This is a genomic window from Amycolatopsis sp. Hca4, assembly GCF_013364075.1.
GTDB lineage: Bacteria > Actinomycetota > Actinomycetes > Mycobacteriales > Pseudonocardiaceae > Amycolatopsis.
Map to the genome: position 1 here is coordinate 10,244,151 of NZ_CP054925.1, position 18,978 is coordinate 10,263,128.

General features: G+C 70.5%; 18 protein-coding genes and 1 pseudogene. 9 read left to right on the top strand and 10 right to left on the bottom strand.

Annotation, left to right across the window (positions count from 1 at the left end; translation table 11 throughout):
- Positions 1 to 35: 35 nt before the first annotated feature.
- The 4 genes from HUT10_RS46360 to HUT10_RS46375 all read left to right on the top strand — a co-directional run bounded on the left by HUT10_RS46360 (position 36) and on the right by HUT10_RS46375 (position 4,770).
- Positions 36 to 614: an RNA polymerase sigma factor gene (locus HUT10_RS46360; RefSeq protein WP_176177020.1), complete on the top strand. Its 579-nt coding sequence runs from the start codon at positions 36 to 38 to the stop codon at positions 612 to 614.
- Positions 614 to 2,806 (top strand): tetratricopeptide repeat protein, encoded by a 2,193-nt coding sequence (locus tag HUT10_RS46365; protein WP_176177021.1) that lies wholly within the window; start codon positions 614 to 616, stop codon positions 2,804 to 2,806. Before HUT10_RS46360 ends, HUT10_RS46365 begins: the two co-directional genes overlap by 1 nt.
- Before the next feature lie 40 nt (positions 2,807 to 2,846).
- Positions 2,847 to 3,671, top strand: coding sequence for an AAC(3) family N-acetyltransferase (locus HUT10_RS46370; protein WP_176177022.1), 825 nt, complete (start codon positions 2,847 to 2,849; stop codon positions 3,669 to 3,671).
- Between the two features lie 355 nt (positions 3,672 to 4,026).
- Positions 4,027 to 4,770 (top strand): SDR family oxidoreductase, encoded by a 744-nt coding sequence (locus tag HUT10_RS46375; protein ID WP_176177023.1) that lies wholly within the window; start codon positions 4,027 to 4,029, stop codon positions 4,768 to 4,770.
- Positions 4,771 to 4,825: 55 nt separating this feature from the next.
- On the opposite strand, the gene HUT10_RS46380 is transcribed toward HUT10_RS46375, so the two are convergent.
- Entirely contained in the window at positions 4,826 to 5,725 is a 900-nt protein-coding gene (locus tag HUT10_RS46380) for an aldo/keto reductase (protein WP_303247017.1), read from the bottom strand.
- Positions 5,726 to 5,889: 164 nt separating this feature from the next.
- The gene (locus tag HUT10_RS46385; RefSeq protein WP_176177024.1) at positions 5,890 to 6,609 is read right to left on the bottom strand and encodes a TetR/AcrR family transcriptional regulator C-terminal domain-containing protein; all 720 of its coding nucleotides are present in this window, start codon (positions 6,607 to 6,609) and stop codon (positions 5,890 to 5,892) included.
- Positions 6,610 to 6,722: 113 nt separating this feature from the next.
- On the opposite strand from HUT10_RS46385, the gene HUT10_RS46390 reads away from it, so the two are divergent.
- The gene (locus HUT10_RS46390; protein WP_217709709.1) at positions 6,723 to 7,445 is read left to right on the top strand and encodes a hypothetical protein; all 723 of its coding nucleotides are present in this window, start codon (positions 6,723 to 6,725) and stop codon (positions 7,443 to 7,445) included.
- A gap of 58 nt (positions 7,446 to 7,503) precedes the next feature.
- Here the strand turns inward: HUT10_RS46390 and HUT10_RS46395 are convergent, their stop codons facing one another.
- The 6 genes and pseudogenes from HUT10_RS46395 to HUT10_RS46415 all read right to left on the bottom strand — a co-directional run bounded on the left by HUT10_RS46395 (position 7,504) and on the right by HUT10_RS46415 (position 13,645).
- Positions 7,504 to 8,856, bottom strand: coding sequence for a cell wall metabolism sensor histidine kinase WalK (locus tag HUT10_RS46395; protein WP_176177025.1), 1,353 nt, complete (start codon positions 8,854 to 8,856; stop codon positions 7,504 to 7,506).
- Positions 8,853 to 9,524, bottom strand: coding sequence for a response regulator transcription factor (locus HUT10_RS46400; protein WP_176177026.1), 672 nt, complete (start codon positions 9,522 to 9,524; stop codon positions 8,853 to 8,855). Before HUT10_RS46400 ends, HUT10_RS46395 begins: the two co-directional genes overlap by 4 nt.
- A 71-nt stretch (positions 9,525 to 9,595) precedes the next feature.
- Positions 9,596 to 10,237 carry a hypothetical protein gene (locus HUT10_RS46405; protein WP_176177027.1) on the bottom strand — a complete coding sequence of 214 codons (642 nt, stop codon included), beginning with the start codon at positions 10,235 to 10,237 and terminating at the stop codon, positions 9,596 to 9,598.
- Between the two features lie 136 nt (positions 10,238 to 10,373).
- Positions 10,374 to 10,661: an STAS domain-containing protein gene (locus HUT10_RS51590; protein WP_254897530.1), complete on the bottom strand. Its 288-nt coding sequence runs from the start codon at positions 10,659 to 10,661 to the stop codon at positions 10,374 to 10,376.
- A 172-nt stretch (positions 10,662 to 10,833) separates the two neighbouring features.
- Positions 10,834 to 13,188 (bottom strand): annotated as a pseudogene (locus HUT10_RS46410) (SpoIIE family protein phosphatase); the annotation flags it as partial.
- 235 nt (positions 13,189 to 13,423) lie between these two features.
- On the bottom strand, positions 13,424 to 13,645 hold the full coding sequence (locus tag HUT10_RS46415; protein WP_176177028.1) for a hypothetical protein: 222 nt from the start codon (positions 13,643 to 13,645) through the stop codon (positions 13,424 to 13,426).
- On the opposite strand from HUT10_RS46415, the gene HUT10_RS46420 reads away from it, so the two are divergent.
- Complete coding sequence (locus tag HUT10_RS46420; protein WP_176177029.1) at positions 13,644 to 14,360, top strand: hypothetical protein; 717 nt, start codon at positions 13,644 to 13,646, stop codon at positions 14,358 to 14,360. The two genes, HUT10_RS46415 and HUT10_RS46420, sit on opposite strands and share 2 nt — an antisense overlap.
- Positions 14,361 to 14,398: 38 nt before the next feature.
- On the opposite strand, the gene HUT10_RS46425 is transcribed toward HUT10_RS46420, so the two are convergent.
- Positions 14,399 to 14,929, bottom strand: coding sequence for a TetR/AcrR family transcriptional regulator (locus HUT10_RS46425; protein WP_176177030.1), 531 nt, complete (start codon positions 14,927 to 14,929; stop codon positions 14,399 to 14,401).
- 90 nt (positions 14,930 to 15,019) lie between these two features.
- Here HUT10_RS46425 and HUT10_RS46430 point away from each other — a divergent pair, with 90 nt between their 5' ends.
- The gene (locus HUT10_RS46430; RefSeq protein ID WP_176177031.1) at positions 15,020 to 15,916 is read left to right on the top strand and encodes a TIGR03564 family F420-dependent LLM class oxidoreductase; all 897 of its coding nucleotides are present in this window, start codon (positions 15,020 to 15,022) and stop codon (positions 15,914 to 15,916) included.
- Between the two features lie 8 nt (positions 15,917 to 15,924).
- Here HUT10_RS46430 and HUT10_RS46435 read toward each other — a convergent pair whose 3' ends face one another.
- Positions 15,925 to 17,061, bottom strand: coding sequence for an NAD(P)/FAD-dependent oxidoreductase (locus HUT10_RS46435; protein ID WP_176177032.1), 1,137 nt, complete (start codon positions 17,059 to 17,061; stop codon positions 15,925 to 15,927).
- 110 nt (positions 17,062 to 17,171) lie between these two features.
- Here HUT10_RS46435 and HUT10_RS46440 point away from each other — a divergent pair, with 110 nt between their 5' ends.
- Entirely contained in the window at positions 17,172 to 17,756 is a 585-nt protein-coding gene (locus HUT10_RS46440) for a TetR/AcrR family transcriptional regulator (protein ID WP_176177033.1), read from the top strand.
- A gap of 69 nt (positions 17,757 to 17,825) precedes the next feature.
- Positions 17,826 to 18,965, top strand: a complete 1,140-nt coding sequence (locus tag HUT10_RS46445; RefSeq protein ID WP_176177034.1) for a mechanosensitive ion channel family protein — start codon at positions 17,826 to 17,828, stop codon at positions 18,963 to 18,965.
- The last annotated feature ends 13 nt before the right edge of the window (positions 18,966 to 18,978 follow it).

An 18,978-nucleotide genomic window follows, 5' to 3' on the forward strand; every position in this document is an offset into this window, starting at 1 on the left:
CGGCCGGGGTGGCTGGTCACCCTGGGAGGGTTCCGGTGTCCGATGAGGAGCAGCTCGCCACCGATAAGTCCGCCGCGGGCGGGAAAGTGGCTTACCCGGGCGGATTCGACGACTTCTTCCGCGCCGAATACCGGAAGCTGGCGAAGGCGTTGATGGTCATGGAGGGGGCTTCTGCGGCCGACGCCGACGACTGCGTCGCACACGCCATGGAGAAGCTCTTCGAACGTTGGAACCTTCCCGTCTCTGACCCCGGCCGGGTTCGGCATCCTCGGGCTTACGCGTTGAAAACGGCAAGGCGCTGGCTCAAGGACGAGCGGTGTCGGCTGCGGTCCGTCGCGCTCGACGAGGACGGGGCGACGCTGCCGACGGACAAATCGGCGCTGACGGCCTCGGAAGATCGTCAGTTCGTCGCGAGCATCCTTGCATGTCTGCCGTCGGCGCAGCGCCAGGTGATGTATTTGATCACCGAAGGCTACACACCGGCAGAGATTGCCGAGGTTCTGCATAAGAAGGCCAATAACGTCCGCCAGGTCGTCCATCTGGTCAAGAAACGGCTTCGTCCGCTATTGGAACCGCCGGAGATGGGCCCGCCCGAGGAAGAGGAGGAGCGATAGTGGCCAGCGATGATGACCGCACCGTGGCTGAGACCTTGCGGGAGCGGTTGAACCGCATCAGCGAGATCGTCGAGGAGTACATTACCGACGACGGTTTGGAAGCCAGGCTGCGAGTGCTGAAAGCCAGGTCCGGATACCAAGTTCCCCGGGGATCCGCCCGGTTCATCGGCCGCCGTGCGCTGCTGGATGACCTGCTGGCGCTGACGCGTGGATCGCAGCGAAAGCCCGCGGTGCTCACCGGCGCGGGGGGCATGGGCAAGACGACGGTGGCCGCGGCCCTGGCCGAGCATGTCCGGGCGCGAGGTGGCCGGGTGTGGTGGATCTCGGCGGTCGATCCGGTCGCCTTATCGCAGGGCCTGATGACGGTGGCGCGTCAGATGGGCGCGGCCCCGCACGACGTCGAGGCGATCGCCCGGGGCACGGCGGACGCCGCTGACCGCTTCTGGAAGTTGCTCGACCGCGTATCACCCGAGTGGCTGCTGGTGTTCGATGAAGCCGATGATCCCCGGGTGCTGGCGACCGGAACTTCGCCGGCCGGAATCCAGGATCTAACGGGCTGGGTGCGTTCGAGTGCACACGGCCTGGCGCTGGTGACCAGCCGGGAGACCGATCCGCGGATGTGGGAAGCGGCACGAATCCTGTCCATCGGCGCACTGGACGAGAATGACGCCGCCCGGATTCTGCGCGAACTCGCGCCGACGGCGGGCGACGAAGACCAGGCGAGGGCGCTGGCGCGTCGTCTTGACGGCCACCCGCTGAGCCTGCATCTGGCGGGCAGCCACCTACGTTCGCGGACCACCCGACGAGCCACCTTCGCCGCCTACGAACCAGCGATCGGTGGGACGGTCGGATCCGGCCGGAGGGCACGTGCCGCCGCAGCGGTGACGGGGACACCGGCAGGCCGTGCCGTGGAGATGTCCCTGGACGAGCTGGCACAGCGGGGATTCCCGCAGGCTCGACCAGTGCTGCAGCTGGCCAGCTGCTACGCCTCCACAGCTATCCCCGAGGGTCTCCTCGACGCAGGCTTCCTCTCCGGCCCGCCGACCTCGCGTGACAACACTCCACCGATCCGGCACCTGGACGAAGCGTTGCGGGGTCTGCGGGAGGTCGGCCTGATCGACTTCGGCTCCCCAGGCGGCATCGTCGTGCATCCCGTCGTCAGAGCGGTCGGCCGAGCCAGCCTGGACGGGCCGGAACCACACCCGGGCTGGGTCCGGCACACCGCGGTCGCCCTTCTTGCCGCCGATGTCGCCGGTCTGCCGCATGATCGGCCGGCGGCCTGGCCGGAGTACGCACTGCTCGGACCCCATCTGCTGAGCCTCCTGGAGACCACAGCACAGCAGGTGGACCGAGAGCATCTCATCCAGCTCCTGGAAACCGCGGCCCGCATGGCCTGGGCGTTCAACCTCAGCGGAGCCGGCCGAGCGGGGAGTGTCCTGTGCGAGCGCGCCCTGGCACACAGCGCTGAGCTGGGGAACGGGCATCTCACGGTGCTTCGCCTTCGCCACATGTTGGCGTGGGCGGTCGCAGACCGGGGTGATTTGGCCGGAGCGGAAAGCCTCTACCAGGATGTTCTCCGGAACCGGCTGCGGCAGCTCACCCCCGAGCACCCGGATGTTCTTAGGTGTCGACACGAACTCGCCTGGATCGCCGGCTGTGGGAAGGAATGGGCGAAAGCCGAGAAAGGCTATCGAGCGGTCCTCCGCGACAGCGTCGGCGTTCTGGACTCCGACGATCCCGACATCCTGATCACCCGCCATGAGCTCGGCTGGGCGATCGCGAATCAGGGGCGACTCGACGAAGCGCAAGCAGTCCTCCGAGCGGTCCTCGAGGATCGTATGCGGGTGCTCGGCCCCACGCACCAGCGAACTCTGGGAACCCAGCACGAACTTGCCTGGATCACCGCTAAAGAAGGCAAGTGGGCACAAGCCGAAACCGGCTACCGTGACCTTCTTGACCTGCGTGCGCAGCTCCTCGGTGCCGATCATCCCGAGACGCTCGTCATCCGGCACGAGCTTGCCTGGATCGCAGCCGGCCGCGGCCAGCCAGTGGAGGCGGAGGCCGGTTACCGGGATGTTCTGGACCGCCGTCGCCGGGTGCTGGGCGAGGACCACCCAGACACGCGAGCGACAGCGGTGGCGTTGGAGGAGCTCCGGCACGGCCGGATCGTCGACGCCCGCCACTCCGTCTGAATCACCAACACTGCTGGCCTTCGGTTCGAGGAGATCCGTGATGATTCTGACCGAACACCTCAACAAGGCGGTCGACGAACTGGCGCCGCGAGATCATCCGATCATGGTGCACGCCTCGTTGCGCTCCTTCGGCGCACCCATCGCGGGTGGCGCGGACGCCCTGCTGGACGCCCTGCTGGCAAGCAACCGCACCGTACTTGTGCCAGCCTTCACCGAACCCCAATTCGGTGTATCCCCGCCTGTCGGCCTGCGGCCGGTGCGCAACGGCATCGACTACTCCGAACTCTCCACGGCGTCCACGACCCCGGAAGGCGCCACCTATACCGCCGACTGCGGGCTCATCAACCCGGGCCTGGGCAGGCTCCCAGCGGCGGTGATCAGCCGCACCAGCGTTGTGCGCGGCATGCATCCGCTCAACTCGTTCGCCGCAATCGGCCCCCTGGCCGGAAAGTTGATTTCGGTGCAGAACCCCTCCGATGTGTACGGCCCAATCCGCGAATTGGCCGCGCAAGATGGGTTGATCATCTTGATCGGAGTAGGGCTCAACCGAATGACAGCGCTTCACCTGGCCGAACAGCAAGCGGGACGTCGTCTGTTCCTTCGCTGGGCTCGCAACCCCGACCGTCGGGTATCCATGGTCGAAGTCGGATCTTGCTCCGAAGGGTTCCCGCGCCTGGAGCCGTTCCTGCACCCCCACATCCGTACCGCGGTCGTCGGCGGATCGCGGTGGCAGGCATTTCCCGCGCGGCAAACTCTCGCATCTGCTGCCGCGGCCATCAGGGCGAACCAGGACATCACCCGCTGCATCGACGACGACTGCCTGTTGTGCCGTGACTCGATCGCCGGAGGCCCCGAGACGACGTAGTCGCCAGAACTCGAAGCGCGGGGACGATCGAGTCAATGGGCTGGGTAGCGGCAGGTATCCCGACTTTCGGACCTGGGCTTCTCGGACTACGCGGCGGCGATGGAGACTGTCATCAGGACGGTGCTGCCCGCCATGTCCAAGAAGTAGTTGTTGCCGTGGCGAGCAGGTCAGCGCTATTGGCAGCGGTAAAAACCATCACAACGGCCAGGTGAGGATGCGTGTCCCGCAGCGTTTACGCGCACCACGCCGACTGACTCAACGGGCGCAGTTGATCAGGCTCCATGACACTCGGAGGTCGGCATGTGAGGTCGTTCACACGTGGTCACAGCCGAGCGGAAAGCGGTGTCTTGTGGCCATGACGAACGAAGAGCGGACCTCGGTGTTGATCACCGGAGGCAACAAGGGACTCGGCTTCGAAGCGGCGCGGCGGCTCGGTGAGCGGGGCTGGACGATCTTCCTCGGCTCACGGGACGAAGGCCGGGGCCAGGCGGCCGCCGACAAGCTGGCTGCCGGTGGGGCGAATGTGGTCATGGTCCCGCTGGACGTGACCTCGGACGAGTCGGTGGCCGATGCCGTGCAGCTCGTGCGAAAGCACACCGACCGGCTGGACGTGCTGATCAACAACGCCGGCGCGCCGGGCAACGCCGTCCCGCCCGCGGATGCCACGGCCGAGGAGATCCATTCCGTCTACGACACCAACGTGTACGGGCCGGTCAGGGTCACGCACGCGTTCCTTCCCCTGCTGACCGCGGCGGACGTTCCCCGGGTGGTGATGGTGTCCAGCGGTGGTGGTTCCTTCGCCGTCATGGCCGATCCGACGCAGCCCGTCTCGAAGATGCACGAGCTCGCCTACAGCTCGTCGAAAGCGGCGCTGAACATGATCACCGTCCGGTACGCCCAGGCGCTGCCGAACTTCAAGGTCAACGCCATCACCCCCGGCGAAGTCGTCAACCGCAAGTACACCGCCACCGACATGAACAACCACACCGGCCAGCTGACGGTCACCGAGGGCACCGACCCGATCATCGAACTCGCGACACTCGGCGCGGACGGGCCGACCGGGATCTTCATCGATCGCCTCGGCCCCGTCGGCTGGTGACCGTTCAGCGCCGATCGACCCGGCAAAGTCCGCTCGCCGACGTCGCGTGCACCGGTCAGCCCCGGGCGACTTCGGCGGTGTGCGCGGGGGTGTAGCGCTCGCCCGTCACCTGGTCGCTCAGCGGATTGAGCGTGGCCAGCGCCTCGGCGGCCAGGGTGAGCTCCAGCGCGGCCGCGTTCTCCTCCAGGCGGGCCGGGTTGCGGGTGCCCGGAATGGGCGCCACCGCCACCCCGAGCCGGTCGGCCTGGGCGTACACCCAGGCCAGCGCGACCTGGGCCGGGGTGGCGCCCAGCCGGTCGGCCACCTCCCGCACGGTCTGCGCGATCTTCTCGTTGGCTTCGCCCGCCTCGCCGGCGAATCGGGGGTTGGTCCGCCGGAAGTCCCTCTCGCTCAGCGCGGAACGGTCCAGGGTGCCGGTCAGGAATCCCCGTCCCAGCGGCGAGTAGGGCACCAGCCCGACTCCCAGTTCGGCCATCACCGGGGTGACCGTCTCGACGTCGCGGGTCCAGAGCGAGTACTCGCTCTGCACCGCGGTGATGGGGTGCACCGCGTGCGCCCGGCGCAGCAGCTCGCCGTCGACCTCGGACAGGCCCAGGTGGCGGACCTTGCCCGCCTGGACCAGCTCGGCCATCGCCCCGACGGTCTCCTCGATCTCCACGTCCTGCGGCGGGCGGTGGGCGTAGTACAGGTCGATCACGTCGACGCCCAGCCGCAGCAGCGAGGCGTCGCAGGAGCGCAGCACGAAATCGCGCGCACCGCGGATGCGACGTGCCCGGTCGCCGGCGCTGCGGTCGATGCCGAACTTGGTGGCCAGCTGCACCTGGTCGGGGAGACTGGAGCGGACGGCCCGGCCCACCAGCACCTCGTTGGGCCCGGTGCCGTAGGCATCGGCGGTGTCGAGGAAGGTCGAGGGCCGGCGAACGCCGCCGACGCTAGGACTCGGAGCGCGCTCCAAGTCAAGCCGGAGGGCCGGCTTCCCGGTCGCGGGGCAAGGGCGGGCGTGAACCTCGAGAGACGAATGCCGGGTCAGCCCGGCACCGTGCCCGAGTTCGCGCTGCCCTTATCGCCAGCCGTCCACGAGAGCCGTTGCAGTGGCCGCAGGGCTTTCAGGACTCGGCTTCACCGGGCTGACGGCCGCGGTGGTGGGGTCGGCCCGATGTCGGCTGTGCGAGAGCCTTGCTGAGGCGCCCGGCTGAGGCCGTCGAGGATGAGGGCGAGCCCGAACTCGAATTCGTCGGCGAAGGCGAACCCCGTTTTCGCCAGTTCGGTGACCACCTCGGCGAGGTAGGGGTAGTCCTCGAGTCCCGACGGTTGCCGGTCGACGACGGCTTCCTTCCGTCGCGCCGCTTCCGCCGGGATGTCGCCGGCCAGGGTTTTCTCCTGCAGGGCGAACCCGTAGACGTAGGCGTCCAACAGGTTGTACGCGTGCACGGCCATGCGGAAGGGAAAGCCCGCGTCACTGCGGAGGCACCGCATCACCGCGTTGTGGTGGTGCAGGTTCGCCGGTCCCGGGGTACCCGTTTCCATCCGGCCGACCGCCCACGGGTGACGCAGCAAAGCCTGCCGCATCGACCCCGCGCGGAGGCGCATGGCGGTCCGCCAGTCGACGTCGACCGGGACCTCGACCTCGGCGAAGACCAGGTCGGCCATGCCGTCGAGGAGCTCGCGCTTGTCCGCCACGTGCTTGTAGAGCGCCATGGGCACGACGCCGAGCCGGTCCGCGAGCCTGCGCATGGTCAAGCCCTCGAAGCCGCCTTCGTCCGCCAGTTCGACGGCGGCGCGCAGCACCTTGGCGCGGTTGAGCCGCTCCCGGCCGCCGGTCGTGGCGGTGTCCTGCATCCGGATCCTCCAGCTCGTGCCCGGTCTTGACAGGTGTACATCGTACGCCTAGCTTGGGCGCACTAGAGGTGTACGGCGTACACCTCCGTCGTACCGCCTCGGAGGAGCAACGCATGACTGCCACACGAAGACCCGGCAAGGCGAAGCAGTTACCCACGGCGCCCGGCGCAAGAGGCCTTTCGCGGGCCACCGGAGTCGCTGCCGCGATCGCGGGGGCACTGTTCATCGCGGTCCAGATCGGCCATCCGGCCATGGACGTCTCGGCGGTCACCACCACCGACTGGGCCGTGCGCAGCACGGCGAAGGCGCTCATGGCCGCGCTGGCGCTCGCCGGCATCACCGGCATGTACCTGCGCCAGGTGCGGGAGACGGGCATCCTCGGCTTCCTCGGTTACGTGTTGTTCGCCGTCGGCTATCTGTCCATGCTGAGCGTCGAGGTTGTCGCCGCCGCCGTTCTGCCGGCGCTGGCGCACACGGCGCCCGGCTACGTCGCGGACGTCCTCGCCGTTGCCTTCGGTGGCACCGCATCCCACGGCATCGGCGCCATGCAGACCGTCTTCGTGGTCAGCTCCGTCGGCTACCTCGCGGGCGGCTGCCTGTTCGGCATCGCGCTGTTCCGGGCACGCGTCCTCGCCCGGTGGGCTTCGGCGCTGCTCGCCGCGGGCACCGTCGCCACGCTCGCGCTCGCGGTGCTCCCGGAGTCGTTCAACCGGCCGTTGGCCGTTCCGGCCGGAGTAGCGCTGATCGGCTTGGGCATCTCCCTGTGGCGGGCCCAACCAGCCCAGTCCGGCGACAACACGACGTCTCCCAGGGCGGAATACGCCGCCGCGCCATGACCACCCGGCAGCCGGATACCGCATAGCTTCGTACGCAGCTGACGTCTCGAGCGAGACCCTACGGGTCGCAGTCGGGCACGACCGGCAGGCGGAACCGCATGCGCAGGCCGTTCTCCAGTGGTTCGGCGGCAACCTGCCCGCCGTGGGTCTCCACCACCTGGCGCACGATCGCCAGACCCAGCCCGGAACCCGGCATCGACCGGGCCTGGGTGGAGCGGTAGAACCGGTCGAACACGAACGGCAGGTCGGCCGCGGGGATGCCGGGGCCCTCATCGGTGACCGCGAACTCGCCGCCGGCCACGGTGATCGTGATCTCGCCGTCGGGTGGGCTCCACTTCACCGCGTTGTCCACGAGATTGCCGATGGCCCGCTCGATCGCGTCCGGGTCGACGTGCACGAGGCACGGGGTCAGGGTGGACGTGAACCGTGGGGCCGAGGTGCGCGTGGCGGCCTTGGCGATCACGGTCTTCGCCACCAGGTCGAGCCGGGTGTCCTCGGTGCGGGCGGTGTTCTTGCCGTACCGGGCGAGGTCGACCAGGTTGTTGATCAGCGACCGCAGTTCCCGTGCCTGGCCGATCGCGTCCTGCACGAGCGCCGGGGCCTCGGGCGCGCGCAGGCCGTCGCCGTCGGCGAGCAGTTCGAGGTTGGTGGTGAGGCTCGTCAACGGGGTGCGCAGCTCGTGCGAGGCGTCGGCGACCAGTTGCCGCTGCGCCCGCATGGACGCGTCCAAAGCCGTTGTCATGGCGGCGAAAGCCTGACCGAGGTGGCCGATCTCGTCACGTCCGGTCAGGTGGTCGACGGGCGCGGTCAGGTCGTGGGTCGCGGTGATGTGCTCGACGGTCCGGGTGAGCTGCCGGACCGGCCGCAGCACGCGGCGCGCCGCCAGCCGCGCGGTCACCGCGGCCACCAGGCCGCCGCCGAGTGTCAGCGCGACCAGCAACGCCGCCAGCGAGGCCAGGACGGCGGCCTGGTCGTCCTGCCGGTGGGCGACCCGCATCAGCCCACCCGGCTGCTTGCCCATCCCGGAGGTGAGGAGGCGGTACTCGACGCCGTGGTAGACCGTGTCCTGGAAGTACGCCGGCTGCGTGCCGTCGGCGACTTCGGCGTCCCGCTGGGTGATCTCGACGAAGGCCCGGTTCGAGCCGGGGTACACCGGGCCGCTGACGAACTGGACGAGCGTGCTGCCCAGTTCGACCGGCTCGTCGATCGGGATCTTGTCGCCGGACTCGGCGACCTTCTGCTTGAGCTGGCGGGCGAGGGAATCACCCTCGCCGATGCTCTGCTTCAGCGACGCGTCGACCTGTTGCCGCATGATCGACCGCACGGCCGGGTAGACCACCAGCGACGCCACGGCGAGCGCCAGCAGCACGACAACCCCACCCGCGAGGCCGACCCTGGTGCGCAAGGTCATGGTTGGTCCCGCAACACGTATCCCAGGCCGCGCACGGTCTGGATCAGCCGGGGCTCACCGGCGGCTTCCAGTTTCCCGCGCAGATAGGAGATGTAGACCCACAGCTGGTTGGACGCGGGCCCGAAGTCGTAGCCCCACACCGATTCGAAGATCAGCTCGCGGCTCAGCACGCGCTGTGGGTTGCGCAGGAACAACTCCAGCAGCGAGTACTCGGTGCGCGTCAGCTCGATCGCCCGGCCGTCGCGCTGCACCCGGCAGGTGGTGGTGTCCAGCTCGATGCCGTCGAACCGCAGCACTTCCCGGACCGCGCCGCTGCGCCGCAGCAGGGCTCGCAGCCGTGCCCGCAGCTCGTCCAGCGCGAACGGCTTGACCAGGTAGTCGTCGGCGCCCGCGTCCAGCCCGGCGACGCGGTCCTCGATCAGGTCGCGCGCGGTGAGCATGAGAATCGGCGTCTGGTCGCCGCGGCGGCGCAGCCGGCGGCAGATCTCCAGGCCGTTCGGTTCGGGAACCAGCACGTCCAGCACGATCACCTCGGGCCGCGACCGGCCGAGCTCGTCCAGCGCCTGCCCGCCGTCGGCCGCGAGGGACACCTGGTAGCCGTCCCGGCGCAGCGCATGCTCAAGAGAGCGGCGGACGGCCTCGTCGTCGTCGACCACCAGTACCCGCACGTGCCCAGTATGGAGCACACCACGGTGCCCGGACCGGCCGTCGGCCGGCCCGGACACCCCGGCGGAGAGGATCACTTCCCGCTCGGCGCCCCATTCTCGGGCTTGCCGCCCTCCTTCTCGGCGAACTCCTCCTTGACCTTGCGCAGCACGTCCAGCAGCCGCTGCGGGGTGATCCCCAGGCCCTTGGCGATGGCGATGAACGCCGGCTCCTTCGTGACGTCGCCGCCCTTGCCGCCGACCTTGTCGAGGTCCTTGAACACCTGCCGGGCCCGGTCCTCGCCGATCTTCAGCTCGGCGGCCAGCAGCTTGACCGCCTCGGCCGGAACGCCCGCCTCCTTGCCGGGAACGGGTTTGCCGGGGCCGGGTTTGCCGGACAGTGCCGCCAGCACCTTCTCCGCACGGGCGACCGTGATCCCCAGTTCTCCGGCGAACGCGGCGATGGCCGTGGCCTTGCCGGGTCCGTTGCCCACCGCGCGTTTCAGGTTGTCCAAGGCGGTGGTCAGCTGCTTGACCGTCACGTGCAGGCTCGCGGCGACCTTGGCGAGCTGCTCGTCGTTCGTCCTGCCTTCGTCCTTCTTGCCACCGTCCTTCTTGTGGTCGGGCTGCGCCGACGACGGAGCCGCCGGAGCCGCTGCCGAGGCGGCGGCCGCGCCGGTCACGGCCGTCAGGCCGGCCACGACGGCGGCGGCGGCCAGTCTGGTTCGAATCCCCATGTGTCCTCGCTCGATGCCGGGCACCGGTCCCATCCGGTGCTGCCCCCACCACACCAACGGCACTTCAGCGGGACTTTCACCCGACTTTGGAATCACCTAAGGAACATCGACGCAGGCGTGACCGGCCGGCACGGGGTCATTCGGCCTCGGTGGCCTGCACGGCCGGCGCGGCGATCATCCCCGCCAGGCCGGCCAGCTCGAGGATCCGGCGCGGAGGCGAGCCGGCGCGCGAGTGGACCTCCAGGGAAATCCCGCGCTGTTTCGCCACCGCAGCGGAGTCCAGCAGCAGCGCGACGCCGCAGCTGCTGAGGTACGTCACCTCGGCGAGGTCGAGCACGACGTCGGTTGCCCTGGTGGACTCGAGGTGGTGCAGGACGGCGGGCCGGAGGTCGCCGATCGTGGTGAGGTCGACGTCGCCGGACACGTGCAGGATCAAGCGTCCGGGGGTGGCGTCGTCCGCGGACAGGGCGGCCGGATGCCGCGCGCGTGGCGGCGGCCGGCGCGGGTGGGGACGCGGGGCCGGGCTCGGCGGCGATGGTGAAGCTGACCGTGGTGCCGTGGTCGTCGTGGTCGAGATCGAACCGCTCGGACAGGGCGGTGATGATGGCGATTCCCCGGCCGCGGTGGCTGTTGTCGGCGGGTTCGGGGCGCCACCGGCCGTTGTCGTGGACGACGACGTCGAGCTTGCCGTCCGCCGTCCGCGTCACGGTGTAGCCCGCTTCGCCGTGTGCGCCGGGAAAAGCGTGCTCGACGGAGTTCGCGATGGCTTCCCCGAGCGCCAGGTTCAGGTCTTCGTGCAGCTCGCGGGACAACCCCGCCTCGGCCGACCAGCGGGCGAGGTCGTCGCGGACCGTGCGCAGCAGGCCGATGTCGGCGGTCGCGCGCCGGTGCAGCGGAGGCGGCAGGAACCGGACCGCGAGGACCGCGACGTCGTCGTCCTGGCCGGCGCTCAGCAGGGCGTCGGTGATCGCGGCGACCTGGTGGTCCGGGGACAGGGCGTGAGCCTGAGCCGCGGCTTCGCACAGCCGCCGCAGGCCGTCGTCGATCGGCTCGTCGCGGCGTTCGACGAGACCGTCGGTGTAGAGGAGCACCGAGGCACCGGGGGAGAGAGTGGCCGTCCGCTCCTCGTGCCGTGCGGGGTCCGGGGTGCCGAGGACGCTCCCGCCGGCGGTCAGCAACCGCGGGGTTCCGCTTTCGACCACGACCGGTGGCAGGTGGCCGGCGGAGGCCCAGGTCAGCTCGCCGGTGTCCCGGTCGAGGGTGAGGCACGCGCAGGTGGTGCCGGCCGCACCGTCGGTCCGGGCGGCGAAGGCGTCGAGCCGGTCGAGTGCGGCCGCGGGGCCGTGCCCGTCGAGCAGGCTGCCGGCCAGCGCGGTCCGCAGCTGCCCCATGACCGCGGCGGCCTGCGGGCCCTTGCCGACGACGTCGCCGACCGACAGCGCCACCCGGGAGCCGCCGAGGGAGATCAGTTCGTACCAGTCGCCGCCGGTCTGGGCGTGGCCGGTCGCGGGCCGGTACCGGGCGGCCGCGGCCAGGCGGGGGAGTTCGGGCAGGTCGCGGGGCAGGAGGCTGCGCTGCAGCGTCTCGGCGATCTCGTGCTCGCGCTGCAGGAGCAGGTCGCGTTCGGCTTCGCGGCGGCGGCGCTCGGTGACGTCGCGGCCGATGGCCTGCACGCCCGAGGGCGTGGCCTGGATGCTGAGTTCGAGGGCTATTTCGGTGCCGTCGGCGCGGCGGACCTGGTGGATTTCGCTGACTTCCAGGACGGTGCCGGGGTCGGCGATCACCTGCCGCCAGCGGTGGTCGCCGTCGTCGTCGAGCAGCGTGGTGATCGGGGTGCCGATGAGCTGTTCGCGGGTGTAGCCGAGCAGCTCGCAGGCCGCCGGGTTGATTTCGACGAACCGCAGGTCGCGGTCGAGCACCCAGATCGCGTCGGTCGCGCGTTCGACCAGCAGCCGGTGACGCTGCTCGCTGTCGCGCAGGGCCCGCAGGGCGTGGGTGCGCTGGATGGACTCCCAGCACCGGCTGACGACGAGCTCGACCAGCTCGATTTCCTCGGTGGTCCAGTGCCGGACGGTGGCCTGGTGGACGGCCATCGCGGCGGCGAACCGCCCGCCGCGCAGCAGCGGCACGCAGATCACCGCACGGATCCCGGTGACGCGGTAGGCGTGCAGGTCGGCCGGGGCGAGCCGGTCGTCGGCCCGGCTGTCGTGGACGACCCAGGACTGGCCGGCGCGCATCGCGGTCACGCAGCCGTCGCCGAACGCGGACATGGCGAACCGGCCGGGCAGCGGCGGCAGGCCGGTGGCGTGGTCGCCGCTCATCAGGAAGTGGTCCTGGTCCTCTTCGGCCTCGGCGTAGGCGCAGCGGTCGGCTCGGAGGTACTCGCCGAGGCTCTGCGCGGCGTGGACCATGATCTGCTCGGCGTCGTCGAACTCCTGCAACCCGCGCTCGAACTCGGCGAGGAACCGCTGCCGCCCGGTCTCGGAGCGCCGTTCGGAGACGTCGGCCAGGACGCCGTGGACCGTGCCGCCGGGCCGGACCCGGCCGAGTTCCTGCAGCCGGACCACCCGGCCGTCCGCGGCGGTGGCGCGGTAGGTGAGTTCGTAGTCGCCGCCACGGGCCCACCGCTCCGCCCGCGTCCGCGCGTAGTGGTCGCGGTCATCGGGGTGGACGACGGTCGTCGTGAAGCCGGGATCGGCCAGCCAGGCGGCGGGCGGGTACCCGAGCAGGGACTGGCAACCTGCGGAGACGAACGAGTACACCCCGCTGCCGGCCTCGGCCGCCCACACCACGACCGGCAGCTCGCCGAGGATCTCCGGCAGGTCTGTGCTCATGGGTTCGACTTTCCACGAAAGGAATACCGGTCGACGACCCGATCCGGCGGCCAGTGACTGAGGGTACCGGGGGCCGGGGGAATCGGCTGTGGTGTGTCGGCTGCGCGCCGTCTGCATCCGGAGGGGAGGCCGGCCGGCACGACCTTCCGCCGCAGCTCTGCGGACCTGTGTCCCCTGCGAGGCAGAGGTGAAACGCAGCTCGAGCCGTGGGCGACTAACCGGGCAGTCGAGCTGGGAGCGGCGGTGTGACGATGTCCGATGAACCACGGCAGCAGGTGTCCACGCCCACGGTCATGCGAACGAGGGCCCCGGCGATGGTCTGGTCTCGGCAGGAGCCGGGTGGCGATCGGCTCTACTGGTCGCCCAATACCGAGGCGATGGGGGGCACGCCGAGGTGGGCGGCCCCGTACGGGCTGATCGTCGACGACGCGGCGAACAGCACTACGACGCCGTCGATCTGCGGCGTCAGGTCACCCGAGCTCATGGCGTGGAAAGGCAGTGCCGACGACTTCATCTGGTACTCCCGGTGGGACGCCGCCAGGAACACGTGGGGGCCGCAGATCAGGACGGCCATGCAGACCCAGAATTCGCCGACGGTCGTCTGCTTCCGCGAGCGCACCTTCATCTTCTGGCGCAACACGGACACCGGGGCAGGCGGCAGCCCCCGCCACAGAAGCGAATTCGGCGATGTCGTGTGGCAGGAGTTCATCGACGGCGAGTGGGTGTTCCCCGGCAACCCCACCATCTATTCCTACGAAACCATGGCGTTCGCGGCGGACGGCGTCGCGGCCGCTTGGAGCACCCGCGAAGACGCACTTTACATCGCTTGGCAAGACGTCACGCACGACGTAGTCACCAGGGACGTCGCCTACCGCGCTTCATGGATGAAACTCGCCAAAAATCCGAAGTTCGGCTACGTGTGGGAGGAGCGGATCGGAGTGATCCCTTCCGCTGCTCCCGGCGCGACACCCGCATTGGTGTCCGACGGAAACGCGATCTACGCGGCCTGGCGCAACGTCGAGAACGACCACATCTCCTGGACGTGGTCGGTCGACGGAGGTTCCTGGTTCGGGCCCTACACGCTCACTGATCGCCTGACATCGGCCGGACCGGCCTTGGCCGCCTTGGGAACCAGCGATCTCGTCATGGCGTGGAAAGGCGCCGGCGATGACACGTGGATCTGGTGGTCTCGACTCCGCGACGGCGTGTGGGGGGAGCAACAAGCCTTCACAGACCGCGAGATCCATGCCAACCGCCCGGTGTCGCTGTGGAGCCCGGTCTTGGGCTGAGACGAAAGCTCGCCTGACGCAACCCCGCTCACGGACCGTCAGCCGGACCCGGGCCGGGCTCGGAGGCCGTCCAGCATGACGACGGTCAGGTAGTCGTCGGGGCGGGCGCCCGGGCGGCAGATGATCGTGCTCAGCAGGCGCTGCACCTCGGCAACCGGGATGTCCGCGCGCAGGGTTCCTTCTCCCTGGGCCCGCACGATGACGTCGGCCAGCAGGCTGTCGACCGTCTGCTCCAGCTCGGCTTGCGCCTCCTCCTCGGGCAGCAGCTCGGCCAGCGACTTCGCGAGCGCCAGCGGGAGTGTCGCGCAGTGCCGGATGATCGTCACGAGCTCGGCCCACGCCGAGTCTTCGCGGGTCGCCCTGGCGAAGTCCGCGAGGTTGCGCAACGCGCCGAGGCCGATGTCGAGTGCGAGTGATCGGCGGTCGGGGAAGTGGCGGTACAGGGTTCCGACGCCCAGCCCGGCCGCGTCGGCGATCTCGCACATCGGGACGTCGGGGCCGCGTTCGGCGAACAGCCGCACCGCTTGGGTGACGATCCGCTCGCGGTTGCGCACCGCGTCGGCCCGCATGGCGGCCTCCTCTCTCGAAGCGGAATCCCAGGTTCATCTTATGCTACGTTCGGGCCAGAAGGTGAATCTGAAATTCCGTTTGGAGGCGGCATGCGGATCGGGCTGTACGGGACGGGGCAGACGGGACTCGACGGGATCGTCGGCGACATCGCGGAGGCGGAGAAACTGGGGCTGGCCAGCGCGTTCCTCCCGCAGCTGACGGCGTGGGACGCGCTGACCGTCGCGGCACTCGCCGGGCAGCGGGTCCCGCGGATCGGGCTGGGCACGGCCGTCGTGCGGACCTACGCCCAGCACCCGCTGGCGCTGGCCGGCCAAGCCCTGACCGTGCAGGCCGCCACCGGCGGACGGCTGACGCTGGGCGTCGGCCCGAGCCACCGCGAGGTCGTCGAAGGGGTGTACGGGCTGTCCTTCGACCGGCCGGCGCGGCACGTCCGCGAGTACCTGCAAGCCCTGGTTCCGTTGCTGCGCGGGGAAACCGTCGAGTTCCGCGGGGAGACGCTCTCGGTGTCGGGGACGGTCGAGGTGCCCGGAGCCGAGCCGCCGTCGGTGCTCGTGTCCGCGCTCGGCCCGGTGATGCTCGGCATCGCGGGCGAGCTCGCCGACGGCACGGTGACCGTGTGGGCCGGGCCGGAAGTGCTGGGCGAGCAGGTGGTCCCGAAGATCACCGACGCCGCGAGCCGTGCCGGGCGGCCGGCTCCGCGCGTGGTCGCGGCGGCCATGCTGTCGGTGACGGCGGTGCCGGACCGCGTCCGGGACGACATCCGCGCCCGGTTCGGCGCGGCGGGGGAGTTCGCGAGCTACCGGCGGCTGCTGCGGCAGCAGGGGAAGAGCGGGCTCGAGGAGACCGTGACGGCCGGTGACGAGGACCTCGTGGCCGCCACGGTCCGCGGGTTCGGCGAGGCGGGCGTCACCGACCTGCTGGTCAGCCCGGTCGGCACCGACGAGGAGCGGCGGCGCACGCTGGAGTTCGTCGCAGGGCTCGCCTGACGCGGCGCTCAGGGCCGGGTGTCGTCGTCGCCGAAGTCGGGAACGTCGGTGGACAGCAGGTCTTCGGCGCGGCCTTCGAGCATCTTGGCGATGTCGGTGGCGCGGGGGAGCATGGTGTTCTCGTAGGCGCGGATCGCCTCGTCGACGGTGGCCGACCGGGCGAGCGCGAGGGCGAGGTCGCTGGCGTCGAGCATGGCCAGGTTGACGCCGACGCCCAGCGGGGGCATCAGGTGGGCGGCGTCGCCGAGCAGGGTGGCCGTCGGGTGGTGCGCCCAGGTGTGGGGGACCGGCAGGGCGAAGATCGGCCGGTCGACGTAGGGGCCGTCGTTGTCGGCGATCAGCTGCCGCATCCGCGGTGACCAGGCGGCGAACTCCGCGAGCAGGCGGGCCCGGATACCCGCCGTGTCCTCTGTGGACAGTCCGGCGGCGGTGAGCCAGTCCGCCGGGCGTTTCCGGATGACGTAAACGCGGAGGTGGCCGCCGCTGTTGCGCTGGGCGAACAAGGCGCGTTCCCCGTCGGCCGCGTGGGCGCCGCCCTGGCCGACCAGTTCGGACAGTGCGGCGTGGCGGGTCTCCACGTCGTCGAACCACGCCTCCAGGAAGTGCACGCCGGTGTACTGCGGGACGGCGGGCGACAGGATCGGGCGGACCCGCGAGGAGGCGCCGTCGGCGCCGATGACGAGGTCGGTCTCGACGGTCGTGCCGTCGGCGAAGTGCAGGGTCCGGGGGCCGTCGGCGGGTCCGCTCACCCGGTGCAGGGAATGGCCCCAGCGGACGGTGCCCGGCTGGAGCGAGTCGAGCAGCAGGGTGCGCAGCTGCCCGCGGTCGATTTCGGGCTTGAACAACTCGTCCGGGGCGGCCACGTGGTGGGTCAGGAGCTCGCCGGCGGGGTTCAGCTCGCGCATCTCCTGGCCTTCCGGGCGGGCGAGCGCGAAGAACTCGTCGAGCAGTCCGGCTTCGCGCAGGGCGAGCTGGCCGTCGTCGGCGTGCAGGTCGAGGGTGCCGCCCTGATTGCGGGCGTCGCGGTGCGGATCGCGGTCGTACACGGTGACCGCGATGCCGTGCCGCTGGAGGATGCGGGCGCAGGTGAGGCCGCCGGGGCCGGCGCCGATGATGCTGATCCGGGCGGTGCTGGGCGAGGTCATGGTCTTGTCCCTTCGGTGCGGTGGGCTGGCCGCACCAGAAAAGCAGAACGACTTCAAAAGTGCAACCGTTCCACTTAGTGCTCGGTGCCACCTTCGGCTATGCTCACGCCATGACCGAGGCCCCCGTGGGCCGCCGAGAACGCAAGAAGGCGGCCACCCGTCAGGCGATCGCCGATGCCGCGTTGCGGCTGTTCCTCGAGCGCGGCTACGACCAGGTCGGCATCCGCGAGATCGCCGACGCCGCCGACGTGTCGACGACCACGCTGTTCAAGCACTTCCCCAGCAAGGAGGCGCTGGCGTTCGACCAGGACCGCGACCGTGAGGCGGGACTCGTGGCGGCGGTGCGGGAGCGCGCCGCCGGCCTGAGCGTGGTCGACGCCCTCCGGCAGCACGTCCTGGACACCTGGCTGCCGATCGCGGCGCACCCGCAGATGGCGGCGTACAGCGCGTTGATCGATTCCACGCCGGCGCTGCGCGCGTACAGCGAAAGCATGTGGACCCGGCACGCCGACAGCCTCGGCGCGGCCATCGCCGACGAGTTCGGCGTCGCGCACGACGACCTGAACTGCGTCGCACTGGCCCGGTTCGTCCTGGACATCCCGTCGCTGGCGCGCGGCAAGCAGGACCGCCGGGCCGCCGTCGAGGCGGTCTTCGACATCCTCACCCGCGGCTGGCAGCCCCCTTCGCGGCTGTGAGGACGCCCACTGTGTCGGCCCGCGACGGCTGTGGGTATCCGCCCCGGGACGAGCAACGAAGGGAGAGGTGTGTCCGACGGATGGGGTCGGCTGGTGTCCGCGGTGGTCGTCGCGGCGTCGGCGTTCGGGCTGTTCCTCATCGCCGAGCACCTCTTCCGGCGGCTGATTCGGCGGCTGGGACGGCGTTCCGCGGTCTTGGCCGAGCTGACGGTGCACGCCCACCGGCCGTTCCTCTGGTTCGCCGCCGTGGTCGCGGTGCGCAGCGCGTGCACCTTCGGCCTCCCGGACGGGCCCTGGCGGGGGCCGGTGAGCCACGGGCTCGGGCTGGCGTTGATCGGGGTCGGCGGGTGGCTGGTCGCCGGCGTCCTAACGTCCATCGAACGGGCCGCCTTGTCGAGGCTGCGGGTCGACGTCCCGGACAACCGGCACGCCCGCCGGTTGCAGACGCAGGTCACCCTGGTCCGCCGGATCACCGTGGCCGGCGTCGCGCTGCTCGCGTTCGGCGCGATGCTGATGACCTTCCCGGCGGCGCGCGCCGCCGGCACCAGCCTGCTCGCCTCGGCCGGCGTGGTGGGTGCGGTGGCGGCGCTGGCCGCGCAGTCCCTGCTCGGCAACGTGTTCGCCGGCATCCAGATCGCGTTCAGCGACGCGATCCGGCTCGACGACGTGGTGATAGTGGAGAACGAGTGGGGCCGCATCGAGGACATCACGTTGACGTACCTGGTGATCCACCTGTGGGACGACCGCCGGCTCGTGATGCCCACCTCGTACTTCATGTCCCAGCCGTTCGAAAACTGGACCCGCCGCGAAGCCGCGCTCCTCGGCACGGTGGAGCTGGACCTGGACTGGTCGGTCCCGGTGGAGGAGATGCGCGAGGAGCTGCGCCGGATCCTCGCCGACACCGACCTCTGGGACGGCCGGGTCAGCGTGCTGCAGGTGACCGACGCGGTGAACACCCTGATCCGCGTGCGCGCGCTGGTGAGCGCGGCCGACGCGCCGACGCTGTTCGACCTGCGCTGCCTGGTCCGCGAGCAGCTCGTGCAGTGGGTGCGCCGGGCGCACCCGTACGCGTTGCCACGCCTGCGCACGGAACAACTGCAGGCGGCTCCGGCCCCGGCGGCCGCGGATCACGCGCCGGGCCAGGACGCCCGCCTCTTCGGCGACAGCGCCGACGGCCGGACGCGGGAACGCACGTTCAACGGCCCGTGACGGATCCGCGCGG